The following is a 13,240-nucleotide window of genomic DNA, read 5'->3' as shown; positions in this document are numbered from 1 at the left end:
GGACCGGACCCGGCTCAGGCCTCCCGTACCGCCTCCGCCAGCGCGCCCAGGAACTCCACCACTCCCGGCGGGCCCGGCACCGCCAGGTCCCCGCGGTCGGCCAGCTCCGGGACCTCCGTCGAGCCGCTGCAGACCAGCAGGCCCGGGGTGCCGTCGGAGCGGAGCTTCTCGACGGCGGCGAAGGCGGGCAGGTCGCCCAGGTCGTCGCCCGCGTAGAGCACGGACCCGGCGCCCACCTCCCGTACGTACTCGGCGAGCGCGACACCCTTGTCCATGCCCGGGGGCCGCAGCTCCAGAACCATGCGGCCGGGCTCCAGGACGAGGCCGTGATGGGTGGCGAGGTCGCCCAGCGGCCCCTTGAGGGCCTCGAAGGCGCCCTCCGGGTCCAGGGCGCGGCGGGTGTGCACGGCGACCGCGCGGCCCTTCTCCTCGATCCAGACGCCCGGCCAGGCACCGGCCCGGTCGAGGAAGCCGGGGAGCTCGGCGCGGACGGAGGCGACGCCCGGGTGCGGGGCGGCGGCCCGGACGGTGCCGCTGACGGCGTCCCAGCGTTCGGCGCCGTAGTGGCCGAGGACGACGAGGTGCTCCAGGCCGGGGACGCCGGCGAAGCCGCCGTACCGGACGGCGACCCCGGCGGGGCGGCCGGTCACGACGGCGACGGAGGCGACCTCGGGGGCGAGGGCCGCGAGCGCCTCGACGGCGCCGGGGTGGGCGCGGGCCCGTTCGGGGTCGGGGACGATCTCGGCGAGGGTGCCGTCGAAGTCGAGGGCGACGACGGCCTTCGCGGGCCGCGCGAGAAGCGCGGCCAGACCGTCGCGGCCGGCGGATGTGGTCGGGTGCGGGAGGCTGACCATGTTCCCGACCCTACCCACGCGCGCCGCCCGCGTCAGGGGCACGGACGAGACGGCGCCCGATGACCGGCGCGACCGGCCTGCACCGGGACGCGACGTCGCCCCGTCCGCTTCGACGACGTCCGGCCCTCCACCGAGGCCGGTGGGGGCGAGGCCGGACGCCCGATCTCACCTCTTGCCCCGCTTCTCCTCCCGCACCCGCCGCAGCCGGTTCACCGTCACCGGGTCGTGGGCGAGGGCCCTGGGGTCGTCCAGGAGGGCGTTGAGCAGCTGGTAGTAGCGGGTCGGGGAGAGTCCGAGGCTCTCGCGGACCGCGCGCTCCTTGGCGCCGGGGCCGGGCCAGGAGCGGCGCTCGACGGAGAGGAGGGCCTGCTCGCGCTCGCCGAGCCCGCCTTCGTCGCCGTTGTCCGCCGCTTCCCGCTCCTCGGTCATACGAACAACCTATTACCCGGCGCTCCTCGGCGCCGTGGCCGCCCGATCGCGCCGCCCTCCTACTCGGCGCTCTCCGCCGCCGTCGCCGCCCGTCCGATCGCTCCGAGGACCTCGGAGGGGACCCCGGCCGGGGTGACGGCCTTGCCGATGTTCTGCTTGACGTTCTCGCTGACCTTGGCCCAGGACGTCTTGCCGACCGGCGGGAGCTGGCTCTCCGGGAGCGTCTTGAGGAAGACGCGCAGGTTGGCGTGCTCGGGCTCGGTCTCCATGCGGGTGGAGGCGGTGACGGTGACCGGCAGGAGGTCGTTGTCGCCGGCGAACTTCAGGACGTTCTCGTCGCTGAAGACGAAGTTGAGGAAGTCGCCGATCTCCTTGCGGTGGCCGTTCTGCTTGAAGCCCATGATCCAGTCGGCCACGCCCATGGCGGCGTCGGCATGGCCGTCGACGCCCGGGAGCGGGACCTGGCCCACCTTGACGCCCTTCCTTGCGGCTTCCTTCAGGAGCGAGGGGTGGCCGTTGAGCATGCCGACCTCGCCGTTCGCGAAGGCGGCGAAGGCGGCCTTGCGGTTGAGCTTGCCGGGGGCGACGGGCCCGGTGAGGCCCTTGCCGACCAGGTTCTTCTTGAGCCAGTCGAAGGTCTTGATGTTGGCGTCGGAGTCGACCGCGTAGTGGTCGGTGCCGTCGGTCCAGCCACCGCCGCCGCTGAGCATCCACATCAGGGCCTCGGCCTGGGCCTCCTCGGGGCCGAGGGGCAGCGCGAAGGGGGTGCGGACACCGTCGTCCTTCAGCTTCTCGGCGGCCTCGGCGAGCTCGGCCCAGGTGGTGGGGGCCTTCGCACCGGCCTTCTCGAAGAGGGACGTGTTGTAGAACAGCGGCCGGGTGGAGGCGACGAAGGGCAGCCCGTACTGGGTCCGCTTGTGCTCCCCGGCCTCGACGAGCGGGGCGAGGAAGTTGGACTGGACGGGTATGGAGAGGAGCTCGTCGGCGGCGTAGAGCTGGCCGGCGGCCGCGTAGTCGGCGTACGCGCCGATCTGCGCGATGTCGGGGGCCTTGTCGGCCTCGACCATCTCGGCGACCTTGCGGTCGACGTCGTCCCAGGACTCGACCTGCACCTCGACCTTGACGCCGGGGTGTCCGGCCTCGAAGGCGGCGACGAGGTCGGCCCAGTACTTCTTGGTGGTGTCGCCGCCGGTGAGGTCGTAGTCGGCCGCGACCAGTCTCAGGGTCACATCACCGGAGTCGCCTCCGAGGGAGCCACAGCCGGCGACCGTGGCGGTCAGTCCGAGTGCGGCGACGGCCGCGGTCAATCCAAGAAATCGTCGCCGCTCCACGGCTTCATCCACCTTTTGCTCGTCGTTGAGCTGCATCGAGCCGCACGTTTGCTCTGCGCAGGGCCGTAAGTCTCTCGCGTGCGCGGGTATGAGGTCTACACCACTCGGGTATCACTTCCGCAACGTCACCGGGACGATGGGCCCCATGACGGGACCCGAATTTGTATCCGTACGCAACAATCCTCGGCAGTGGACTAGACCTTTTGGGTCCCCGAGGGCCAAACTGTCACCCGTGAGACACGTCATCGCCCTGGATGTGGGCGGCACCGGCATGAAGGCCGCCCTTGTCGGGGCGGACGGCACCCTGCTCCACGAGGCCCGCCGCGCCACCGGACGCGACCGCGGCCCCGAGGCCGTCGTGGAGACGATCCTCGGCTTCGCCGCCGAGCTCCGCGCCCTCGGCCAGGAGCGGTACGGCGAGCCCGCGGCGGCCGCCGGAGTCGCCGTCCCCGGCATCGTCGACGCGGAGAACGGCATCGCCGTCTACGCCGCCAACCTCGGCTGGCACGACGTTCCCATGCGCGAACTCCTCAGCGGCAGACTCGACGGCATCCCCGTCGCCCTCGGCCACGACGTCCGCACCGGCGGCCTCGCCGAAGGCCGCATCGGCGCGGGCAACGGCGCCGACCGCTTCCTCTTCGTGCCCCTCGGCACCGGCATCGCCGGCGCCATCGGCATCGGCGACCGCATCGAGGCCGGCGCCCACGGCTACGCCGGCGAGATCGGCCACATCGTCGTCCGCCCCGGCGGCACCGTCTGCGGCTGCGGCCAGCGCGGCTGCCTCGAACGGTACGCCTCCGCCTCCGCGGTCTCCCAGGCCTGGGCCGAGGCGAGCGGCGACCCGAAGGCCGATGCCGCCGACTGCGCCAAGGCCGTCGAGTCCGGCGACGTCGCCGCCCTCCGGATCTGGCAGGACGCCGTCGACGCCCTCGCGGACGGCCTGGTCACGGCCCTCACCCTGCTGGACCCGCGCACGCTCATCATCGGTGGCGGACTCGCCGAGGCCGGGGAAACCTTGTTCACACCACTCCGGGCCGCGGTGGAGGAGCGAGTCACGTTCCAGAAGCTGCCCGCCATCGTCCCGGCGGCCCTCGGGGACACCGCCGGATGCCTGGGCGCGGGCCTCCTCGCCTGGGACCTGCTCGCCGACCAGCGCCCCCAGCGCCCCACCGACTCGGAGGTTTCCGCCTGATGGCCGATCACAAGGTTCTCGCCGGCGCACACGTCGTGCTGCCCACCGGGATCGTCGAGAACGGACGCGTGATCGTCGAAGGCGACCGCATCGCGGGCAGCACGCCCGACGGTGCCCCCACCGTCGACCTGACCGGGCACTGGCTCGTCCCCGGCTTCGTCGACATGCACAACCACGGCGGCGGCGGCGCGTCCTTCACCTCCGGCAGCGTCGACGAGGTCCTCAAGGGCGTCCACACCCACCGGCTGCACGGCACGACCACCGTCGTCGCCTCCTTCGTCACCGGCGAGATGGACTTCCTCACCCAGCGGGCCGGGCTGCTCTCCGAGCTCGCCGAACAGGGGGAGATCGCCGGCCTCCACTTCGAGGGCCCCTTCATCTCCCCCTGCCGCAAGGGCGCCCACGACGAGACGCTGCTCCGCGACCCCGACCCGGCCGACGTCCGCAAGCTGATCGACGCCGCCCGAGGCCGGGCCAAGATGGTCACCCTCGCCACCGAACTGCCCGGCGGCATCGACTCCGTACGTCTGCTCGCCGAGCACGGTGTGATCGCCGCCATCGGCCACACCGACGCCAGCTACGAGCAGACCGTCGAGGCCATCGACGCCGGCGCCACCGTCGCCACCCACCTCTACAACGCGATGCCCGCCCTGGGCCACCGCGCGCCCGGCCCGATCGCCGCCCTCCTGGAGGACGAGCGGATCACCGTCGAGCTCATCAACGACGGCACCCACCTCCACCCCGCCGCCCTGGAGCTCGCCTTCCACCACGCAGGCCCCGAGCGCGTCGCCCTCATCACCGACGCCATGGACGCCGCCGGCTTCGGCGACGGCCGCTACATGCTCGGCCCCCTGGAGGTCGAGGTGAAGGACAGCGTCGCCCGCCTCGTCGAAGGCGGCTCCATCGCCGGGTCCACCCTCACCCTGGACCGCGCCTTCAAGCGCGCCGCCACCATCGACGGCCTCCCCGTCGAGTCGGTCGTCCAGGCGATCTCCGCCAACCCGGCCCGGCTGCTCGGCGTGTACGACCGCGTCGGCTCCCTGGAGCCCGGCAAGGACGCCGACATCGTGGTCCTGGACGCCGAGTTCAACCTCAGGGGCGTCATGCGCAAGGGCGAGTGGATCGTCGACCCGAAGGCCTGAACACGCTTCTGATCAGGAGTCACACGGAAGGGCGGTGGGCCGGGGGTCTGGGCCAACCGCCTTTCGTTTGGCATGATCAGTGCCCGTCGGAGCGCGCGTTCCGCAGGACTTCACACGGAAGTACGGGGGTTGGTCAGGTGATTCTCACGGTCACCCTCAACACGGCGGTGGACCTGACCTACCGGGTCCCCGCCCTCATCCCGCACGCCTCCCACCGGGTCACCCAGGTCATCGAGCGCCCCGGCGGCAAGGGCCTCAACGTCGCCCGGGTGCTCGCCGCGCTCGGCCACGAGACGGTCGCCACCGGCTTCGCGGGCGGCGCCACCGGTGCCGTGCTGCGCGAACAGCTGGCCGCGACCCCGGTCCGCGACGAACTCGTCGAGACCGCGGGCCCCACCCGCCGTACCGTCGCGATCGTCGACACCGCGAGCGGTGACACCACCCAGCTCAACGAACCGGGCCCCACCGTCACCGCCGCCGAGTGGACCGCCTTCCGCACCCGCTTCACCGCGCTCCTCGACGGCGCCGCGGCGGTCGCCCTCTGCGGCAGCCTCCCGCCGGGCATCCACGTCGGCGCGTACGCGGAACTCGTCCGCCTCTCCCGTACGGCCGGAGTCCCCGTTCTCCTCGACACCAGCGGCGAACCCCTCCGGCGCGGCATCGCCGCCCGCCCGGACCTCGTCAAGCCCAACGCGGACGAACTCGCCCAGCTCACCGGCAGCCGCGAACCGCTGCGCGCGACCCGCGAGGCACGGGGCCGCGGCGCCCGGACGGTCGTCTCCTCGCTCGGCCCCGACGGCCTGCTGGCCGCTACCCCGGAGGGACTGTGGCGCGCGGCCCCGCCGGCGGCCGTGAAGGGCAACCCGACGGGCGCGGGCGACTCGGCCGTCGCCGGCCTGCTGTCGGGCCTGGTCGATGCCTCGCCGTGGCCCGAGCGCCTGTCCCGCGCGGTCGCCCTCTCGGCGGCGACGGTGCTCTCCCCGGTGGCCGGCGAGTTCGACCCGACGGCCTACGAGGAACTGCTGCCCCGCGTGAAGGTCACCGAGGAACCGGACCGGCCGTGACGCACGGCCGGTCGAGGGCCGGCTAGGACTTCGGCGGCCCTACTTCGAGCCAGTCCAGCAGCACGTCGCACTGATTGCCCGTCTCGCACGAGATCTTGATCTCGTTCTCGCCCTTCTGGAGTTCGACCGGCGCCCAGGTGGTCTGCCAGTTCTTCTCCAGGTTCGGGTCCGAGGAGTGGATGAAGTTCTTCAGGCCGATCGGCTGCGTGTTCGCCTTGCCGTTGACGGTCAGCGTCGCGTTGGCGTCCACGGCGGGGATGGCGTAGCGCACGGTCAGGGTGTACGAGCCGGCCGCCGGCATCTTCGCCTTCCAGGTCACCGAGGAACCGACCTGGTTGAAGCCCCCGACGTAGGTGCCGTTCGCGCCCTCGGCGCCCTTGACGTCCTTGGCGAGTGCCGCGCTGCCGCCCAGCTTCAGCGTGGCCGCTTCCTGCTTCGGGAGTTCGACCGGGGTCTTGTCCGCGCTCGGCTCGCCGCTGGGCTCGTCGGACGGCTTCACAGGCGCGGTCGCGGTGGTGCCACCGGTGCCGGCCTGGTTGTTCTTGTCGTCGTCGCTGCCCAAGTTCGTGATCACCGCGGCCGCGATACCCACCACGACGACCGCGACGACCGCGACCGCGCCGATGAGGATGCCCCGGGTGTTGGGGCCACGGCCGGAGCCGCCACCGTGATGGTGCTGCGGCGGGGGTCCCTGCCGGGTCGGCGGGCCGCCGTAGGTCTCCGGGGCGGCGTACTGCGCCTGCGGCTGGCCGTACGGGGCCTGCTGCTGCGGCGGTACGTAGGGCTGCGCCTGCTGCTGGCCGCCGTACTGGCGCTCGCCGACCGTTCTGACCTGGTTGTACGAGGTCCGGGGCACGCCGGGCTGAGCCGCTGCGGGGCCGGGATAGCCGTAGCCACCCCCACCCGGGGGCTGGGCGCCCGCGGCCTGACCGTCCTCGTACAGGTAGCCGAACGGGTCGTCGTTCTCGGGCTTGTTCGCGCCGTCGTTACCGGCAGCCATCCGGGTTCCTCTCCATGCTCGCCAGCCGTCGCCGACCGGCCGAGCCTACCCCGAACGGACCAGCCCCCGAAGCGGCCCCGGGCGTGTCAGGAGCCTCAGCCGGCGCGGCGGTGGACCTTGGCGCGGGAGCGTTTCTCCACGTACATCCGCTGGTCGGCGGAGTTCAGGACCTCTTCCACGGTCATCCCGCACTCGGCCCAGCCGATGCCGAAACTCGCCCCGACACGGACCGCCCGACCGTCCACCCGGATCGGCGGAATGATCGCGTTGCGCAGGCGTACGGCCAGGTCGGCCGCGTCGGCCGCGCCGAGACCGTCGGCCAGGACGACGAACTCGTCACCGCCGAGCCGGGCGACCGTGTCACCGTCGCGGACCCCGGTGGTGAGACGGCGCGCGACCTCGATGAGCACCGCGTCACCGGTGTGGTGCCCGAAGCGGTCGTTGATCGACTTGAAGCCGTCGAGGTCGCAGAAGAGGACGGCGAGGCCCTTGGTGCCGTCGTCGATGTCACCACCCGAGGGGGCCACCATGTGGACGTGGTGGTCGTACGGGCCGACGCCCGCGGGCTCGAAACCGAACCCGTGCTCGTGTTCGTGGTCGTACGGCGACTCGTAGCCGGAGTGACCGGGGCCACCGGAGCCGCCGGATTCGTATCCCGTCTGGCCGGGCTGCTCGGCGTGACCCTGGTCGTAGCCCGATTCGTAGCCCGTCCCGTAGCCGCCGTCCCGCCCCGACTCGTACCCCCCGCCGTACCCCGCGGCCTGGTCGGCCGACACGTGCGCCGCCGGGCGCTCGCACAGCCGGGCGGAGAGCCGGGAGCGCAGCTCGGCGCTGTTGGGGAGGCCGGTGAGGGCGTCGTGCGAGGCACGGTGGGCGAGCTGGAGCTCGTGCCGCTTGCGCTCCTCGATGTCCTCGACGTGGGTGAGGAGGAAACGGGGTCCGTCGGCCGCGTCGGCGACGACCGAGTTGCGGAGGGACACCCACACGTACGTGCCGTCGCGCCGCCCGAGCCGCAGCTCGGCCCGGCCGCCCTCGGCGGAGGTCCGCAGCAGCGTCCCTATGTCCTCGGGGTGGACGAGGTCGGCGAAGGAGTAGCGCCGCATGGCGGCGGCGGGCCGGCCGAGGAGCCGGCACAGGGCGTCGTTGGTGCGCAGGAGCCGGCCGTGCTGGTCGCCGCCCATCTCGGCGATGGCCATGCCGGAGGGGGCGTACTCGAAGGCCTGCCGGAAGGACTCCTCGCTGGCGCGGAGCGCCTGCTGCTCCCGCTCCAGGCGGACCAGGGCGCGCTGCATGTTGGACCGGAGCCGGGCGTTGCTGATGGCGATCGCCGACTGGGAGGCGTACATCTGGAGCGCCTCCTGGCCCCAGGGGCCGGGGTGCCGGCCGTTGCGCGGACGGTCGACGGATATGACGCCGAGGAGCTCACGGCCGGAGCCGGGCGGGGGTCCCCCCGGACGGGCGGAGCCGAGCCGGGGCGAGTACATGGGGGCGTAGAGACGGTCGTGCGGGTGCCACTCGTCCTCGAATCGGGGCGCGGGGCCGTCGGTGTGCCACTGGGGGACGTCGTCCTCCATCAGCACCCAGCCCTCGGTGTGCGGGATGAACCGCAGGTCGCCCCAGGCGGTCGCCATGGACAGGCGGCGGTCCCAGGAGGCGCGGGAGCCGACCCGGCCGGTGATCAGGGCCTCGGCGGCGGAGCTTCCGGCGAAGGCGGCGACGACGAGGTCACCGTCGGGACGGACGAGGTTGACGCAGGCAAGCTCGTAGTTGAGACCGGCGACCACACCGTCGGCGACGGTCTGCAGGGTGTCCGCCAGGCTGCGCGCAGTGTTGAGGTCCGCCACGACCTGATGCAGCTGCCGCAGGGTCGAGAGACGGACGTACGGCTCCGACTCGGTCTCCATCGCTCGCTCTCCCCGAGACCTCGACAGCAACTCCAGGGTTCTCATCGGCTTCGTGTTGCACAGTCACCGTTCGTATTGCACTGTCACTGCCACTGAATCACAGCGAGCTGCACACCCGGTACACAGGGTCAGCAAATACTGGTCGCTGTGACTCAAGTCACAGCAGGTCATGGCGGGGTCGGCGCGGGGCGCCGCGGGTCCCGCCCGGCCCGGGGCCCCGGGTCCTAGGACCGGCGGGGGTGGCGGCCTGGTCCCCCGGCCCGATGCGGTCCCCGGAGGGCCGGGACTAGCGTGCTGGTGTGCTGCAGAAGACCCCCGCCTCGCCCCCCGTGTCCGATCTGGCCATCCCTCATGCTGAGGGGGTGAGCAACGACGAGTTCCGGGCGGCGATGTCCCGCCTCGCGGCCGGTGTGGTCCTGGTGACCGCGCACGACCCCGACGACGGCCCGCGCGGCGAGGACGTCGGCATGACCGCCACGGCCTTCGTGTCCGTCTCCCTCGACCCACCCCTGGTCCTGGTCAGCCTGCGCAACGGCTCCCGCATGGACGACCTGCTCACCGACGTGCCCGTCTGGGCGGTGTCGATCCTCGGCGAGAAGCAGCGGCACATCGCCGGGCGCTTCGCCATGAAGAACCGCGTCAGCGACCGCCTCCTCTTCGCCGACCTGCCGTACGCCCGCGGCGAGGAGAGCGGCGCCCCGCTCATGGGCGGCGCGCTGGCGACCCTGGAGTGCCGTACGGAGAGCCGGGTCGTGGCCGGTGACCACACGCTCGTGGTCGGCCGGGTCCTGACGGTGGACGCGGGGGCGGCGGGCGGCGGCCCGCTGACCTACTACCAGGGGAAGTACCGGAACCTGTCCTGACCCGTCCCGAGCCCGGGACACCGTGGAGCGGCCCTCAGCCCCAGTCGCGGGACTGTCGCGTCCGCTTCGTCTCCGAGCGCTGCTTCTTCTCGCGCAGCCGGCGCTCGTTGATTCCGCGGGGGATCTTCGTCGGACGGCGGGGCTTCGGCGGCGGGGCCGTCGCCTCGGCGAGCAGCGCGGCGAGCCGCACCGCCGCCGTCTCGCGGTTGCGCCACTGGGAACGGTGCTCCGAGGCGCGGACCGTCACGACGCCGTTCACCAGACGGCCGGCGAGGCGCTCCAGGGCGCGGGCCTTCCACACCTCGGGCAGCGCGTCGGTGGCCGCGAGGTCGAAGCGCAGCTCGACCTGGGAATCGCTGGTGTTCACATGCTGACCGCCCGGACCCGAGGAACGCGAGAAACGCCACTGGAGCTCGGCCTCGGGGAGCGAGACGGAGCCGCGGATGGGATACGGACCGGACATGCCCCCCATGTTCCCCGCAGTGGGCCATCGGAGTCATCCTGTTTTCGCCGGGAGCACCCCGGGAACCGTCCGGGGGCACCACGCGTTTCTCCAGGCGAAGACACCACGATGAAAGGGACTTTCCATGGCTGTGAGCCTGTCCAAGGGCGGCAACGTCTCTCTGACCAAGGAGGCCCCGGGCCTCGCCGCTGTCACCGTGGGCCTCGGCTGGGACGTCCGCACCACCACCGGCACCGACTTCGACCTCGACGCCTCGGCGATCGGCGTGGACGCCGCCGGCAAGGTCGCCTCCGACGCGCACTTCGTCTTCTTCAACAACAAGTCGACGCCGGACCAGACCATCGTCCACACCGGCGACAACCGCACCGGCGAGGGCGGCGGCGACGACGAGCAGATCAACGTCAACCTCGCGGCCCTCCCGCCGACCGTCGACAAGATCGTCTTCCCGGTCTCCATCTACGACGCGGTCAACCGCTCGCAGAACTTCGGCCAGGTGCGCAACGCCTACATCCGCATCGTGAACCAGGCCGGCGGCGCCGAGCTCGCCCGCTACGACCTCTCCGAGGACGCCGCCGTCGAGACCGCCATGGTCTTCGGCGAGCTGTACCGCAACGGCGCCGAGTGGAAGTTCCGCGCGGTCGGCCAGGGCTACGCCTCGGGCCTGGAGGGCATCGCCCGCGACTTCGGCGTCAACCTCTGACCGACGCCCCCCGCAGCACCCTCGAGCCCCGGCCGGGTCGTCCCGCCGGGGCTCTACCCTTGCCGCGTGATCGTCGAAGCCCTCGCGCCCAAGGCCCTGGAGGACGGTGCGGCCCTCCCCGGCCCGCTGCTCACCGAACTCACCGCGCTGTACGCCTCGAACGAGGAGTTCCAGCAGCTGAGCGGCGACTTCCCGGACCCGTCCGACATCCGGCCCGAGCAGGTCGCGGCCGCCCTCGCCGACGAACTCGCCCAGCCCACCGCCGAGGTGCTCCTGGCCCGCTCCCGGGGCCGGCTCGTCGCCGTCGCCGTCACCCTCGGCCGGCACCCCGACCCGGCGGAGACCGAACCGTGGCTCGGACTCCTCATGGTCCACGGGGACGAACGGCGCGCGGGCCACGGACGCCGGCTCGCCGGGTACGTCGAGGACCGCTTCCGCACCGAGGGCCGTACGGGCCTGCGGCTCGCCGTCCTGGAGAACAACCCGGAGGCCCTCGCCTTCTGGACCTCCCTCGGCTACGCGGAGACCGACCGCCGCCCGGACCTCGCCCACGGCCGCGCGTGCGTGGTCATGCGGAAGACGCTGGCCTGACCCGGGCGGGGAGAGCCCGTCGGCCTCCGGACCCGTGCCCCTCCCGGGAGGTGCCCCGACGAGCCGGCCTGCTCGGCGCAGCGCCCCCTAGGGCTTCGCCGGCTTGCCGTCGCCGTACAGCCACACGTCCCACAGCTCGTCCAGATCGCGCCCCGCCACGCTCTCCGCGTAGCTGGTGAAGTCGTCCGTGGAGGCGTTGGCGTGACGGTACTTCGCGGGCCAGCCACGCAGGATCTCGTCGAAGGTCCTGTCCCCGACCGTCTCGCGGAGCTTGTGCAGGACCATCGCGCCCCGCTGGTACACGGGCGGGTCGAAGAGATTCTCGGCGGTGGGCGGGGCGGCCGGCGGGAAGGCCCAGTTGGTCTCCTGGGCGAAGGCCCGCTCGAAGTGCGTCCGCGCGGGAACGTGCTCGTACTCCTCCGTGTACAGCCACTCGGCGTACGTCGCGAAGCCCTCGTTCAGCCACAGGTCGCGCCAGCTCGCGGGCGAGACCGAGTTCCCGAACCACTGGTGGGCCAGCTCGTGGACCAGGGTCGTCCGGTCGAAGGCGGAGGCCGGGAAGACGGGCCGCGTCTGGGTCTCCAGGGCGTACCCGAGCGCCTCGTTCTCGGTGACGATCGCGCCGGCCGTGGAGAAGGGGTACGGGCCGAAGCGCCGGGCCTGCCGGGCGACGATCTCGGGGATCTCGTCGCGCAGCGGGGCCGTCGCGTCGGCGATCGGGCGCTCGGCGGCCGTGAGCACGGGGACCGTTCCGGAACCAGGTGCGGCGGACGCCGTCTCGTACCGGCCGATCGCGACCGTCGCGAGATAGCTCGCCATCGGCTCGGCCGTGTGCCACTCGGTCGTCACGCGGCCGTCCGCCGCCGTCCGGCGGGCGGTCCTGACCCCGTTGGAGAGACCTTCGAGCCCGGCCGGGACGGTGAGCCTCAGCTCGTACGCGGCCTTGTCGGAGGGATGGTGATTGCCCGGGAACCAGGTCATCGAGCCCGCCGGTTCGCCCACCGCCACGGCCCCGTCGTCGGTGCGCAGCCAGCCCTCCCGGGAGCCGTCCGCGTCCGTGATCGGCTCGGGCACGCCCCCGTACGTGACGGTGGTCCGGAACTCCGCGCCCTCGCGGATCTCCTCGCGCGGCCGGAGCGTCAGCTCGTTCCCGGCCCGGTTGACCGCGGCGGGCGCGTCGTCGACGGACGCCCGGTCGACGGTGAGCCCGGCGAGGTCGAGGTTGAAGGCGCTGAGGTCCTGGGTGGCGCGGGCGGTGATCTCGGCGGTGCCGTCGAGCCGCCCGGTCCCGGGGTCGTACGCGAGGGTGAGGGCGTAGTGGCCGACGTCGTAGCCGCCGTTGCCGAGCTTCGGGAAGTACGGGTCGCGCAGCCCGGCGGCCCCAGGGGTCCCCAGGACCCCGCCGGTGGCCTCCGTACAGCCGCCCGCGAGGAGTGCGAGGGCGGTGAGGGCGGCGGCGAGGCCGCCCGCGGCTGCTCCGGTCCGGTGGTGCCGGTCCGTCCGGTTGCGCTGGGTCACGTATCGATCCTAAGCAGGATCGACACGGAAGAAGGCGAGGGCGCCCGGCGGGGGATCCGGGCGCCATCGCCGACCGTGGACCGCTGACGCGGTTACTTGCCGAGGGAGGCGACGCCGGCCTGGGCGAACTTCTCGTCGAGGTCGCCCGAGGGGGCGCCCGCGACACCGATGCCGGCGATCGGCGCGCCC

13 protein-coding genes and 1 pseudogene are annotated in these 13,240 nt (G+C 72.9%); 6 read left to right on the top strand and 8 right to left on the bottom strand.

The window, feature by feature from the left end:
• Positions 1-14: 14 nt before the first annotated feature.
• The 3 genes from otsB to IF00_RS0125880 form a co-directional block, all read right to left on the bottom strand.
• A complete protein-coding gene (gene otsB / locus IF00_RS0125890) occupies positions 15-854 on the bottom strand; it encodes a trehalose-phosphatase (RefSeq protein WP_030321948.1) in 840 nt (279 codons plus the stop codon).
• Positions 855-1,019: 165 nt separating this feature from the next.
• Positions 1,020-1,283, bottom strand: a complete 264-nt coding sequence (locus IF00_RS0125885) for a DUF3263 domain-containing protein (protein ID WP_030321945.1) — start codon at positions 1,281-1,283, stop codon at positions 1,020-1,022.
• Positions 1,284-1,342: 59 nt separating this feature from the next.
• Positions 1,343-2,626, bottom strand: coding sequence for an ABC transporter substrate-binding protein (locus IF00_RS0125880; RefSeq protein WP_030321943.1), 1,284 nt, complete (start codon positions 2,624-2,626; stop codon positions 1,343-1,345).
• Positions 2,627-2,846: 220 nt separating this feature from the next.
• Here IF00_RS0125880 and IF00_RS0125875 point away from each other — a divergent pair, with 220 nt between their 5' ends.
• The 3 genes from IF00_RS0125875 (at position 2,847) to IF00_RS0125865 (ending at position 6,012) form a co-directional block, all read left to right on the top strand.
• Positions 2,847-3,806: an ROK family protein gene (locus IF00_RS0125875; RefSeq protein WP_037639086.1), complete on the top strand. Its 960-nt coding sequence runs from the start codon at positions 2,847-2,849 to the stop codon at positions 3,804-3,806.
• A complete protein-coding gene (gene nagA / locus IF00_RS0125870; protein WP_030321938.1) occupies positions 3,806-4,948 on the top strand; it encodes an N-acetylglucosamine-6-phosphate deacetylase in 1,143 nt (380 codons plus the stop codon). Before IF00_RS0125875 ends, nagA begins: the two co-directional genes overlap by 1 nt.
• Positions 4,949-5,085: 137 nt before the next feature.
• Positions 5,086-6,012 (top strand): 1-phosphofructokinase family hexose kinase, encoded by a 927-nt coding sequence (locus IF00_RS0125865; protein ID WP_030321936.1) that lies wholly within the window; start codon positions 5,086-5,088, stop codon positions 6,010-6,012.
• A 22-nt stretch (positions 6,013-6,034) separates the two neighbouring features.
• On the opposite strand, the gene IF00_RS0125860 is transcribed toward IF00_RS0125865, so the two are convergent.
• Both IF00_RS0125860 and cdgB read right to left on the bottom strand, forming a co-directional pair.
• Positions 6,035-7,012: a CBM35 domain-containing protein gene (locus tag IF00_RS0125860; protein ID WP_030321935.1), complete on the bottom strand. Its 978-nt coding sequence runs from the start codon at positions 7,010-7,012 to the stop codon at positions 6,035-6,037.
• A gap of 95 nt (positions 7,013-7,107) precedes the next feature.
• On the bottom strand, positions 7,108-8,916 hold the full coding sequence (gene cdgB / locus IF00_RS0125855) for a diguanylate cyclase CdgB (RefSeq protein WP_030321934.1): 1,809 nt from the start codon (positions 8,914-8,916) through the stop codon (positions 7,108-7,110).
• A gap of 299 nt (positions 8,917-9,215) precedes the next feature.
• Between cdgB and IF00_RS0125850 the strand changes: the two genes are divergently transcribed.
• On the top strand, positions 9,216-9,779 hold the full coding sequence (locus IF00_RS0125850) for a flavin reductase family protein (RefSeq protein ID WP_030321932.1): 564 nt from the start codon (positions 9,216-9,218) through the stop codon (positions 9,777-9,779).
• Positions 9,780-9,813: 34 nt separating this feature from the next.
• Here the strand turns inward: IF00_RS0125850 and arfB are convergent, their stop codons facing one another.
• Complete coding sequence (gene arfB, locus IF00_RS0125845) at positions 9,814-10,251, bottom strand: alternative ribosome rescue aminoacyl-tRNA hydrolase ArfB (RefSeq protein ID WP_078944851.1); 438 nt, start codon at positions 10,249-10,251, stop codon at positions 9,814-9,816.
• A gap of 115 nt (positions 10,252-10,366) precedes the next feature.
• Between arfB and IF00_RS0125840 the strand changes: the two genes are divergently transcribed.
• Positions 10,367-10,942: a TerD family protein gene (locus IF00_RS0125840; protein ID WP_030321928.1), complete on the top strand. Its 576-nt coding sequence runs from the start codon at positions 10,367-10,369 to the stop codon at positions 10,940-10,942.
• A 66-nt stretch (positions 10,943-11,008) separates the two neighbouring features.
• Positions 11,009-11,533 carry a GNAT family N-acetyltransferase gene (locus IF00_RS0125835; protein WP_030321926.1) on the top strand — a complete coding sequence of 175 codons (525 nt, stop codon included), beginning with the start codon at positions 11,009-11,011 and terminating at the stop codon, positions 11,531-11,533.
• Positions 11,534-11,620: 87 nt separating this feature from the next.
• Here IF00_RS0125835 and IF00_RS0125830 read toward each other — a convergent pair whose 3' ends face one another.
• On the bottom strand, positions 11,621-13,051 hold the full coding sequence (locus tag IF00_RS0125830; RefSeq protein WP_030321925.1) for a M1 family metallopeptidase: 1,431 nt from the start codon (positions 13,049-13,051) through the stop codon (positions 11,621-11,623).
• A 92-nt stretch (positions 13,052-13,143) separates the two neighbouring features.
• A pseudogene (locus tag IF00_RS45770) lies at positions 13,144-13,240 on the bottom strand (heme-binding protein); the annotation flags it as partial.

The sequence above is a fragment of the Streptomyces flavochromogenes genome, from assembly GCF_000717595.1.
GTDB classification, from domain to species: domain Bacteria; phylum Actinomycetota; class Actinomycetes; order Streptomycetales; family Streptomycetaceae; genus Streptomyces; species Streptomyces flavochromogenes.
Note: the sequence above shows the minus strand (reverse complement) of the source record. Positions and strands in the feature narration are given on the sequence as shown.

Bases quoted from the DNA above. Each gene is read 5' to 3' on its own strand.
- otsB (WP_030321948.1), bottom strand. From the start codon at position 854: ATGGTCAGCCTCCCGCACCCGACCACATCCGCCGGCCGCGACGGTCTG.
- cdgB (WP_030321934.1), bottom strand. From the start codon at position 8,916: ATGGAGACCGAGTCGGAGCCGTACGTCCGTCTCTCGACCCTGCGGCAG.
- nagA (WP_030321938.1), top strand. From the start codon at position 3,806: ATGGCCGATCACAAGGTTCTCGCCGGCGCACACGTCGTGCTGCCCACC.
- IF00_RS0125840 (WP_030321928.1), top strand. From the start codon at position 10,367: ATGGCTGTGAGCCTGTCCAAGGGCGGCAACGTCTCTCTGACCAAGGAG.
- IF00_RS0125860 (WP_030321935.1), bottom strand. From the start codon at position 7,012: ATGGCTGCCGGTAACGACGGCGCGAACAAGCCCGAGAACGACGACCCG.
- IF00_RS0125885 (WP_030321945.1), bottom strand. From the start codon at position 1,283: ATGACCGAGGAGCGGGAAGCGGCGGACAACGGCGACGAAGGCGGGCTC.
- arfB (WP_078944851.1), bottom strand. From the start codon at position 10,251: ATGGGGGGCATGTCCGGTCCGTATCCCATCCGCGGCTCCGTCTCGCTC.